Raw genomic sequence first — 8946 nt, 5'->3', positions numbered from 1 at the left:
CCACCCGCTAGGAGACACCGTGGCGACCGAACAGGAACTCTTCGCCTACCTCAAGAAAGCCACCAGCGATCTTCAGCAGGCCCGGCGCCGGGTCCGTGAACTGGAGTCGCCGGAGCCCGTCGCCATCGTCGCGATGGCCTGCCGCTACCCCGGCGCGGTGCGCTCGCCCGAGGACCTGTGGGAGCTGGTCGCCTCCGGCACCGACGCCGTGACGCCCTTCCCCGACGACCGCGGCTGGGACCTCGACGGGCTCTACGACCCGGATCCGGATGTGCCCGGCACGTCCTACGGCAGGGAGGGCGGCTTCGTCGTCGGCGCCGCCGACTTCGACGCCCCGTTCTTCGGCATCTCGCCGCGCGAGGCGCTGGCCATGGACCCCCAGCAGCGGCTGCTGCTGGAGACGTCGTGGGAGGTCCTGGAGCGGGCGGGCATCGACCCGGCCACGCTGCGCGCCGGCAGGACCGGTGTCTTCACCGGGATCAGCCACCAGGACTACGCGCTGGGCCTGAACACCTCCGCCGAGGTCTCCGAGGGACACCTCATGACGGGCAACGCCGTCAGTGTGATGTCCGGCCGCGTCGCGTACACCTTCGGCTTCGAGGGGCCCGCGGTCACCGTCGACACCGCCTGCTCGTCCTCGCTGGTCGCCCTGCACCTCGCCGTGCAGTCGCTGCGTACGGGGGAGTGCACCCTCGCGCTCGCGGGCGGGGCCACCGTGATGGCCACCCCGAACGCCTTCACCCGGTTCAGCCGGGAGCGCGGACTGGCCCCCGACGGCCGGTGCAAGGCGTTCGGCGCGGGCGCCGACGGCACCGGGTTCAGCGACGGCGTCGGCGTCCTGCTGCTGGAACGGCTCTCGGACGCCGAGCGCAACGGCCACCGGATACTGGCGGTCGTCCGGGGCAGCGCGGTCAACCAGGACGGCGCGTCCAACGGGCTGACCGCCCCCAACGGCCCCGCCCAGCAGCGCGTCATCCGGGAGGCGCTGGCCGCCGCCGGGCTCGACCCGTCCGAGGTCGACGCCGTCGAGGCGCACGGTACGGGGACCACACTCGGCGACCCGATCGAGGCGCAGGCGCTCCTCGCGACGTACGGGCAGAACCGGGACCGCCCGCTGTGGCTCGGCTCGCTGAAGTCCAACATCGGGCACACCCAGGCCGCCGCGGGCGTCGGCGGCGTCATCAAGATGGTCCAGGCGATGCGCCACGGCACCCTGCCGAGGACCCTGCACGCCGACGAGCCCTCGCCCCGGGTGGACTGGTCGGCCGGGGCGGTGGAACCGCTCACCGAGGCGCGGCCGTGGGAGCCCGGCGCCGGAGGCGTCCGCAGGGCCGGCGTCTCCTCCTTCGGGATCAGCGGCACCAACGCCCACGTCGTCCTGGAGGAGCCGCCCGCGCGCCAGGAGACCCCCCGGGCGCCGGGGCGGGCCCCGGCCGCGACGCCCTGGGTGCTCTCCGCCAGGAGCGCGCCCGCCCTGCGGGCCCAGGCCGAGACCCTGCTCGCCTTCCTGGACCCGCGCCGAGACCACCACGCCGACATCGGTGCTGCCGTCACCGACACCGACCTCGCCTTCTCCCTGGCGACCACGCGGGCCGCGCTGGAACACCGCGCCACGGTCGTCGCCGGGGACCGGGACGGCCTGCTCGCCGCGGTGCGGACCATCGCCGACGGATCGGCGGCCACCACCGTGGCCGGCGCCGACCCCAAGGTGGCGTTCCTCTTCGCGGGCCAGGGCTCCCAGCGCGTCGGTATGGGCCGTGAACTCGCCGCGCGCTTCCCGGTGTTCGCCGCCGCGCTCGACACGGTGTGCGGGGCCCTCGACCCGTATCTCGACCGGGCGCTGCGCGATGTCATCGACGGTGACGCGCCGACCCTGGACTCCACCGACCACGCCCAGCCCGCGCTGTTCGCGCTGGAAGTGGCGCTCCACCGGCTGCTGGAGTCGTGGGGTGTCCGGCCCGACGCGGTCGCCGGGCACTCGGTCGGGGAGATCGCCGCCGCGCACATCGCCGGGGTGCTGACGCTCGACGACGCCGCACTGCTGGTGAGTGCCCGGGGCCGGCTGATGCGGCGCCTGCCCGAGGGCGGCGCGATGGTGGCGATCGAGGCCCCGGAGGCCGAAGTCCTCCCGCTCGTCGCCCCGTTCACCGGACCGTTCACCGGCGCCGGGGCATCCGTCGCCGCCGTCAACACCGCGACGTCCACCGTCGTCTCGGGTGACGAGAGCGCCGTACGGGAGATCGCCGCGCACTTCGAGGAGCGAGGCGTCCGCACCAAACGGCTGCGGGTGAGCCACGCCTTCCACTCCCCGCTGATGGAGCCCATGCTCGCCGAGTTCGCCGCGGTCGTCGAGGGCCTGTCGTTCGCCCCGCCCGAGCTCACCTTCGTCTCCACCGTCACCGGCCGGGCCATGACCGATGAAGTGGCCACCCCCGCCTACTGGGTCCGTCACGCGCGGGACGCCGTACGGTTCGCGGACGCCGTCACCGAACTGGCCTCCCTCGGCGTCACCGCGCTCGTGGAACTGGGCCCGGACGCGACCCTCTCCGCCCTGGCGGCGGGCGCCGCCCCGGTGGTCCTGCCGGTGCTGCGCAAGGACCGGGACGAGGAGCGTTCCGCCGCCGCCGCGCTGACCGGCCTGTGGGCGCACGGCGTACCGGTGGCGTGGCCCGCGTACTTCACCGGCACCGACCCGCGCCCCGCCGACCTGCCCACCTACGCCTTCCAGCGGGAGCGGTACTGGCTCGACCCCGTCACCTCCGCGCCCGGCCGGGCGAGCGCCCTCGGGCTCGGCGCGGCGGACCATCCGCTGCTCGGCGCCGTCACCACCCTCGCGGCGGGCGACGGGCTGCTGTTCACCGGCCGGCTCGCCACCGCGACCCACCGGTGGCTCACCGACCACGCCGTCGACGGCACCGTCCTGCTGCCCGGCACCGCCTTCGTGGAACTCGCCGTACGCGCCGGGGACGAGGCGGGGTGCGACCGCGTCGACGAACTCACCCTGCTCGCCCCGCTCGTGCTGCCCGCGCACGACGGCGTACGCCTCCAGATCGCGGTGGGCGCGCCCGACCCGGCGGGCCGGCGCGCCGTCACCCTGCACTCCCGGCCCGAGGGGTACGGCGCGGACGAACCGTGGACGCTGCACGCGAGCGGTCTCCTCGCCCCGTCCACCACCCCGCCACCGGACGACCTCGCGGTCTGGCCGCCCGAGGGCGCCACGGCGCTGCCGGTCGACGGGGTCTACGCCCGCCTGGCCGAACGGGGTTACGGATACGGGCCCGCGTTCCAGGGGCTGCGCGCTGCCTGGACCCGCGGCGACGAGGTCTTCTCCGAGGCCGCCCTCGATCCGGTGGGGCAGCGGGACGCCGCGGCGTTCGGCCTCCATCCGGCGCTGCTGGACGCCGCCCTGCACGCCACCGCCGTACGGACCCTCGGCGACGGGGGAGCGCGGCTGCTGCCGTTCTCCTGGAACGGTGTGTCGCTGTACGCCTCGGGCGCGACCGCGCTGCGCGTGCGGGTCGCCCCGGCGGACGACGGCGCGCTCTCCGTGCTCGTGACGGACGACGAGGGGCGCCCCGTCGCCTCGGTCGACGCGCTGACCGTACGGGCGGCCGGCGCCGACGACGTCACTGCGGCCGGAGGGGGCGACGACGCGCTGTTCCGGCTCGACTGGACCGAACTCCCGCCCGCCGACGCGCCGGAACGGGGGCCCGGGAGCCTGGTGGTGCTCGGCGGCGACGGCCTCGGACTCGACCTCGATCCCGGTGCCGGCCCCGCCGTGCGCGTCCACGCCGCACTCGCGGAGCTGGACACCGTGCCGGACACCGTCCTCGCGCCGTTCCTCACCCCCGGTGCGGGCGGCACCGACCTCGCGGGCGCCGCGCACACCGCCACCCGGCGGGCGCTCGCGCTCGTACGGGAGTGGCTCGCCGACGAGCGGTTCGCGGCGTCCAGGCTGGTCTTCCTCACCCGTGGCGCACTCACCGCCGACCTGGCGAACGCGCCGGTCTGGGGCCTCGTACGCGCCGCGCAGTCGGAGCACCCCGGCCGGTTCACCCTGCTCGACCTGGACGAGATCACCCCCGAGGGCGTCCGCGCGGGGCTCGCCGCCGACCATCCCCAACTCAGGTTGACGGAGGGGCGGTTGAGGGTGCCCCGGCTCGCCCGGGTGGGCGCCGCCGCCGGTGGCGCCGAGCGCCCCGCCCCCTGGTCCCCGTCCGGAACCGTACTGATCACCGGCGGTACGGGCGGACTCGGGAGCCTGGTCGCCCGCCATCTCGTCACCGAGCACGGGGTGCGCCGGCTCGTCCTCGCCGGGAGGCGCGGCCCCGAGGCCCCCGGCGCGGCCGAACTCTCCGCCGAATTGGGAGCGTTGGGTACCGAGGTGACCGTCGTGGCCTGCGACGCCGCCGACCGGGACGCCTTGGCCGCCCTGCTGGCCGCGCACCCGCCGAACGCCGTCGTGCACACGGCGGGCGTGCTGGACGACGGCGTCATCGCCTCGCTGACACCCGAGCGTCTCGACGCCGTCCTGCGGCCCAAGGTGGACGCCGCCGTCAACCTGCACGAACTCGCCCCGGACCTCGACGCGTTCGTCCTCTTCTCCTCGGCGTCCGGGCTGCTCGGCGGCGCGGGACAGGCCAACTACGCCGCCGCCAACGTCTTTCTCGACGCCCTCGCCACCGTCCGTACCGCACAGGGCCTGCCCGCGCTCTCCCTCGCCTGGGGAGCCTGGGCCGGTGACCACGGCATGACCGGCACCCTGGACGAGGCCGACACCCGGCGGATGGCGCGCGGCGGAGTGCTGCCGCTCGGCGCGGAGCGCGGACTCGGCCTCTTCGACCGGGCGTTGGCGGCTGACCGGCCGCTGCTCGTCCCGATGCTGCTGGACACCGCCGCCGTACGGAACTCCGGCGAGCCCGTGCCCGAACTCCTGCGCGGCCTCGTCCGGCCGCCCCGCCGGCGCGGCGCGGCGGGCGGCGCCGGGGACGGCGGTGGCACCGCCCTGGCGCGGAGGCTGGCCGCGCTCGACCCGGCCGACCGCGTGGCCGAACTGCTCACCCTCGTCCGTACCGAGGTCGCCCTCGCCCTCGGGTACGCCGATCCGGGGGCCATCGAGGCCGACAAGGCGTTCAAGGACCTGGGCTTCGACTCGCTGACCGCCGTGGAGCTGCGCAACGCGCTGCACACCCGGACCGGGCTCCGGCTGCCCGCCACCCTCCTGTTCGACGCGCCCACCCCGCTGGTCCTCGCCGACCGGCTCGCCGCCGAACTCGCCGGGACCGGCGGACCGGGCGCCGCAGCCCCGGCCGCCCAGGCACGCGCCCGTACCGACCAGGAGCCGATCGCCATCGTCGCGATGGGCTGCCACTTCCCCGGCGGGGTGCGCTCGCCCGAGGAGCTGTGGTCCCTCGTCACCGGCGGCGTCGACGCCGTCTCCGCCTTCCCGGACGACCGAGGCTGGGACGTGGACGCGCTGTACGACACGGACCCCGACCGGCCGGGCACCTCGTACACCCGGCACGGCGGATTCCTGCGGGACGCGAGCCGGTTCGACCCGGCCTTCTTCGGGATGAGCCCCCGCGAGGCGCTGGCCACCGACCCGCAGCAGCGGCTGCTGCTGGAGACCACCTGGGAGGTGTTCGAACGCGCCGGTATCGACCCGGCGACGGTGAAGGGGACCCCGACCGGTGTTTTCGTCGGGGTCATGTACAACGACTACGCGCAGTGCCTGGCGGAGAGCCTGGAAGGGCACATCGCCGGCGGCAGCGCCGCCAGCGTGGCATCCGGGCGCCTCTCGTACACCTTCGGCCTCGAAGGCCCCGCCGTCACCGTGGACACGGCGTGCTCCTCCTCGCTGGTCGCCGTGCACCTCGCCGCCCAGTCGCTACGGCAGGGCGAGTGCACCCTGGCGCTCGCGGGCGGTGTCACCGTCATGTCCACCCCCACCACCTTCGTCGAGTTCTCCCGGCAGCGGGGCCTCTCGCCCGACGGCCGGTGCAAGGCGTACGGCGCGGACGCGGACGGCACCGGCTGGTCCGAGGGCGTCGGCCTGCTCCTGCTGGAACGGCTCTCCGACGCCGAACGCAACGGCCACGAGATCCTCGCCGTCGTCCGGGGCAGCGCGGTCAACCAGGACGGCGCGTCCAACGGACTGACCGCCCCCAACGGCCCCGCCCAGCAGCGCGTCATCCGCCAGGCCCTCGCCAACGCCGGGCTCGGCGCCGCCGACATCGAGGCCGTGGAAGGACATGGTACGGGGACGACCCTGGGCGACCCGATCGAGGCGCAGGCCCTGCTCGCCACGTACGGACAGGACCGGGACCGCCCGCTGTGGCTGGGCTCGCTGAAGTCCAACATCGGGCACACGCAGGCCGCCGCGGGCGTCGGCGGCATCATCAAGATGGTGCAGGCCATCCGGCACGGCGTCCTGCCCCGCACCCTGCACGCGGACGAGCCGTCGCCGCACGTGGACTGGTCCGCGGGCGCCGTCTCGCTGCTCCACGAGAACCTGCCGTGGCCCGGGACGGGACGGCCGCGCCGCGCCGGTGTCTCCTCGTTCGGGGTGAGCGGCACCAACGCGCACACCCTCCTCGAAGAGGCCCCGCGCCCGGCCGCCCCGCCCCGGCCCCGCGAGGTGCCGGCCCCGCCGACGGAGCCGGTGCCCTGGGTCCTCTCCGCGAAGACCCCGCAGGCCCTGCGCGCACAGGCCGCCCGGCTCGCCCGGCACCTGGACGACGACCCGGAGACCTCCGGCGCCACCGCCGCCGATGTCGGGCTGTCCCTGGCGACCACCCGGTCCGCCTTCGACCACCGGGCCGTCCTCGTCGGCCACGACCCGGGCGAATTCCGCGCCCTGCTGGCCGCGTTGGCGGCCGACACCGTATCCGCCCGGATCGTACGAGGCACCGCGCGCCCCCCGGGCAAGACCGTCTTCGTCTTCCCCGGCCAGGGCTCCCAGTGGCCCGGCATGGCCGTCGACCTGCTCGCACACCCGGTGTTCCGGGCCTGGATGGAGGAGTGCGCCGCCGCGCTCGCCCCCCATGTGGAATGGTCCCTGTGGGACGTCCTGGGCGACGCCGAGGCGCTGCGTCGCGTGGACGTCGTCCAGCCCGCGCTCTTCGCCGTGATGGTCTCGCTCGCCGCACTGTGGCGCTCGTACGGTGTGGAGCCCGCCGCCGTCGTCGGACACTCCCAGGGCGAGATCGCCGCCGCCTGCGTCGCGGGCGGCCTCTCCCTGCCCGACGCGGCCAAGGTCGTCGCCCTGCGCAGCCGGGCGATCCTGGAACTCTCCGGACGCGGCGGCATGGTGTCGCTGCCCCTCTCCGCCGCCGAGGCGGCCGGGCGGCTCGGCGGCCGGGACGGCCTGTCGGTCGCCGCGGTCAACGGACCCCGCTCCGTCGTGGTGGCAGGCGACGACCAGGCCCTCGACGCGCTGCTGGCCTCCTGCGAGGCCGACGGCATCCGCGCCCGCCGGGTCCCCGTCGACTACGCCTCCCACTCCGCGCACGTCGAGGCCGTCCAGGAGGAGCTGCGTACCGTCCTGGACGGCATCACACCACGCTCAGGGCCCGTCGCCTTCTACTCGGCCGTCACCGGCGCCCTCCTCGACACCACCGCACTCGACCCCGCCTACTGGTACCGCAACCTCCGCGAGACCGTACGGTTCGACGAGGCCACCCGGGCGCTGGCCGGCAGCGGCCACCACCGCTTCATCGAGATGGGACCGCACCCCGTCCTCGCCGTGGGGATCCGCGAGACCCTGGAAGAGCTCGGCGCCGACGGCCAGGTCCTCGGCTCGCTGCGCCGCGACGACGGCGGCCCCGAGCGCCTGCTGCTCTCCCTCGCCGAAGCACACGCCGGAGGCCAACGGCTCGACTGGCAGGCGGTGTTCGCCGGGCTCGGCGCGCGCCGCGTCCCGCTGCCGACGTACCCGTTCCAGGCCGAGCGGTACTGGCCCGCCCCGCGCGCCGGACGGCGCGGCGACCTCACCGCCCTCGGACTGAGCGCGAGCGGCCATCCGCTGTTCGGCGCCGGGGTCCCGATGGCCGAGGGCGACGGCGTACTCCTCGTCGGCGCGCTCTCCCTGGCCACCCACCCGTGGCTGGCCGACCACGCCGTGGGGGACACGGTCCTCCTGCCCGGCACGGCCTTCGTGGAACTCGCGCTGCGCGCCGGGGACCACATCGGCTGCGCCGGACTCGCCGAACTCACCCTCCAGGCACCGCTGATCCTGCCCGCCCGGGGCACCGTACGCCTCCAGCTCACCGTGGGGGAGCCGGACGAACACGGCAGGCGGCCGATCACGGCCGGCTCCCGGCAGGACGACGACGGGCCATGGACCCGGCACGCCACCGGCGTACTCGAACCGACGGCCGCCGCGCCGGAAACGGGCCCCGACGCCACGGACTTCACCGCGTGGCCGCCGCCCGGCGCCACCCCTGTCGCGGTCGACGACCTCTACGACCGGCTGCCCGGCATCGGGCTGCGGTACGGGCCCGCCTTCCAGGGCGTCCGCGCGCTCTGGCGGCGCGGCGACGACCTGTTCGCCGAGGTACGGCTCGCCCCCGAACAGCGCGACGAGGCAGGGCTGTTCGGGGTGCACCCCGCCCTGCTGGACGCGGCGCTCCACCCGTTCCTGACCGGCGTCCTGGACGCCGACACACACGACGGACAGGTGTCGCTGCCCTTCGCGTGGACCGGGGTGGCCCTCCACGCGACGGGCGCGAGCGCGCTACGGGTCCGGCTCGCCCCGGGAGGCCGCGTCGAGGCCGCCGACGAAAGGGGCGCGCCCGTGGCGACCGTGGGCGGCCTCTCCTCCCGCCCTGTCCCCGTCGCCGGACTCGCCGCACACGGCCCGCTGTACCGGATCGTCTGGCAGCCGCTCGCCCCGGACCCGGCCGGTGACGCGGGCGGTACGGGCGGGGTGATCCTGGGCGAGGACAT

At 75.8% G+C, this 8946-nt stretch carries 1 protein-coding gene (cut by a window edge); it reads left to right on the top strand.

The window, feature by feature from the left end; all coding sequences use genetic code 11:
- Positions 1-19 precede the first annotated feature (19 nt).
- Positions 20-8946 carry the start of a type I polyketide synthase gene (locus tag ACIO3P_RS31430; protein WP_401849948.1) on the top strand. It continues 12646 nt past the right edge of the window, so only the first 8927 of its 21573 coding nucleotides appear in the window; its start codon is at positions 20-22; the stop codon falls past the right edge of the window.

This window comes from Streptomyces sp. NPDC087310, from assembly GCF_044744405.1.
In the GTDB taxonomy this organism is placed as follows: Bacteria; Actinomycetota; Actinomycetes; order Streptomycetales; family Streptomycetaceae; genus Streptomyces.
Note: the sequence above shows the minus strand (reverse complement) of the source record. Positions and strands in the feature narration are given on the sequence as shown.